The organism is Streptomyces sp. NPDC059917 (genome assembly GCF_042730635.1).
Classification (GTDB): domain Bacteria; phylum Actinomycetota; class Actinomycetes; order Streptomycetales; family Streptomycetaceae; genus Streptomyces.
In genome coordinates, this window is the sequence record NZ_JBHWLC010000182.1 from 1 (window position 1) to 2,255 (window position 2,255).

The 2,255-nt window shown below is 67.4% G+C and carries 2 protein-coding genes; one reads left to right on the forward strand and one right to left on the reverse strand.

Going from position 1 to position 2,255, the window contains the following annotated elements:
- Positions 1–45: 45 nt before the first annotated feature.
- Positions 46–1,515: a catalase gene (locus tag ACFWAR_RS39325; RefSeq protein WP_385788522.1), complete on the reverse strand. Its 1,470-nt coding sequence runs from the start codon at positions 1,513–1,515 to the stop codon at positions 46–48.
- A 130-nt stretch (positions 1,516–1,645) separates the two neighbouring features.
- On the opposite strand from ACFWAR_RS39325, the gene ACFWAR_RS39330 reads away from it, so the two are divergent.
- A complete protein-coding gene (locus ACFWAR_RS39330) occupies positions 1,646–2,065 on the forward strand; it encodes a Fur family transcriptional regulator (RefSeq protein WP_354382373.1) in 420 nt (139 codons plus the stop codon).
- The last annotated feature ends 190 nt before the right edge of the window (positions 2,066–2,255 follow it).

Below are 2,255 nucleotides of genomic sequence, written 5' to 3' on the forward strand. Positions count from 1 at the left end.
CCCCCGTGGGGGTACCGGCCCGTCCGCCTACGACAAGCGATCCGATCAGCCGCGAAGGGCCTGGACCGCGGCGTCGAGCCGCTTGCCGAAGTCGCCGTCCGCCTGGCGGAAGTTGTTGATCGCGCGCTCGACGATGTCGTCGCGCGAGACCTTGGCGATGAAGCCCGACAGGTTCTCGATCAGGCGGGACTTCTCGTCCTCCGAGTAGAGGCGGTAGAGGTTGCCGGCCTGGACGAAGTCGGTGTCCTCGCTGTGCACCGCGGCCGGGTGGTTGCCGGTGCCCCCGGTGACGGGGAGCGGCTCCCACAGCGGGCGGTCCGTCTGGTTCGGGCCGCCGAAGCTGTTCGGCTCGTAGTTCTTCGCACCCGCGTGGCGACCGTCGTAGAGGTAGCCGTCACGGGAGTTGGTGCGCGCCTCGGTGGCGTGCGGACGGTTCACCGGCAGGTGGTCGGCGTTGATGCCGACGCGGTAGCGGTGGGCGTCGCCGTAGCCGAAGAGGCGGCCCTGGAGCATCTTGTCCGGGGACGGACCGATGCCGGGGACGAAGTGCGCCGGGGAGAAGATCGACTGCTCGACCTCGGCGAAGACGTTCTCCGGGTTGCGGTTGAGCTCCAGCTTGCCGATCTCGATCGGCGGGTAGTCCTCGTGCGGCCACACCTTCGTGAGGTCGAACGGGTTGAAGCGGTACTGGGCCGCCTCGGCCGCGGGCATGATCTGGACCTGCACGGTCCAGGTCGGGAAGTCGCCGCGCTCGATCGACTCGCGCAGGTCGCGCTGGTGCGAGTCGGCGTCCTCGCCCGCGAGGACGTTGGCCTCGGCCTGGGTGAGGTTCTTGATGCCCTGGTCGGTCTTGAAGTGGTACTTGACCCAGAAGACCTCGCCGGCCTCGTTGTTCCACTGGAACGTGTGCGAGCCGTAGCCGTTCATGTGGCGGTAGGACGCCGGGATGCCGCGGTCACCGAAGAGCCAGGTCACCTGGTGGGTCGACTCGGGCGAGAGGCCCCAGAAGTCCCAGACGTTGTCGGCCTCCTGCGAGCCCGTGTACGGGTCGCGCTTCTGGGTGTGGATGAAGTCCGGGAACTTGATGGCGTCCTTGATGAAGAACACCGGGGTGTTGTTGCCGACGAGGTCGTAGTTGCCCTCTTCGGTGTAGAACTTCAGCGCCCAGCCGCGGGGGTCGCGCACCGCGTCGGCGCTGCCGAGGTTGCCGGCGACGGTGGAGAAGCGCAGGAAGGTCTCGGTCTGCTTGCCGACCTCGGAGAGGAACTTCGCCCGGGTCCACTCGGAGACGTCACGGGTGAGGGTGAAGGTGCCGTAGGCACCCGCGCCACGGGCGTGCACGACGCGCTCCGGGATGCGCTCGCGGTTGAAGTGCGCGAGCTTCTCCAGCAGCAGCTGGTCCTGGACCAGGACGGGGCCGCCGACGCCCGCGGTCTCGCTGTTCTGGTTGTCGGCGACCGGAGCCCCGGCCTCCGTGGTGAGCGGTCCCTGCGTCACGTGCGCCTCCTGCGTCATTCCTGCAAGTCCTGTCCTTGGCGTTTGCCGTAACCGATCCTACGATGGACTTTGTCTAAGTCAAGTAAGCATCCAAGTCCACACTGATTCGGGATCTACACCGAGTCACCTCGCTGTTAGGCTGGCGTCTATGAGTGACCTGCTGGAGAGACTTCGCGGACGCGGTTGGCGCATGACTGCCCAGCGGCGAGTCGTGGCCGAGGTGCTCGACGGTGACCACGTTCACCTGACGGCGGACGAGGTGCACGCGCGCGCCGTGACCAAGCTCCCGGAGATTTCCCGGGCGACGGTCTACAACACGCTGGGCGAACTCGTCACTCTGGGTGAGATCTTGGAAGTGTCGACGGACCACCGCCGCGCCAAGCGCTACGACCCCAACGCGCACCGCCCGCACCAGCACCTGGTCTGCGCCCAGTGCGGGGCGATCCGCGACGTCTTCCCGGCGGGCAACCCGCTGGCCGACCTGCCCGACAGCGAGCGCTTCGGCTTCGCCGTCTCGGCGGTCGAGGTGACCTACCGGGGCATCTGCCCGAACTGCGCGGGCGCATAGCAGTACCTGCGACGAAGGGCCGGGGTGGCGACCCCGGCCCTTCGTCGTTTCCCCGTCCGCGCACATGGAGTTTCTCCGTCTGCGCACATGGAAACGACCGAAGGCCCGGATCCAGGGGATCCGGGCCTTCGGTCATTCAGTAGCGGGGACAGGATTTGAACCTGCGACCTCTGGGTTATGAGCCCAGCGA

What these genes read in the sequence shown, in the direction of transcription:
- ACFWAR_RS39325 (WP_385788522.1), bottom strand. Translation starts at nt 1,515, where the DNA reads ATGACGCAGGAGGCGCACGTGACGCAGGGACCGCTCACCACGGAGGCC.
- ACFWAR_RS39330 (WP_354382373.1), top strand. Translation starts at nt 1,646, where the DNA reads ATGAGTGACCTGCTGGAGAGACTTCGCGGACGCGGTTGGCGCATGACT.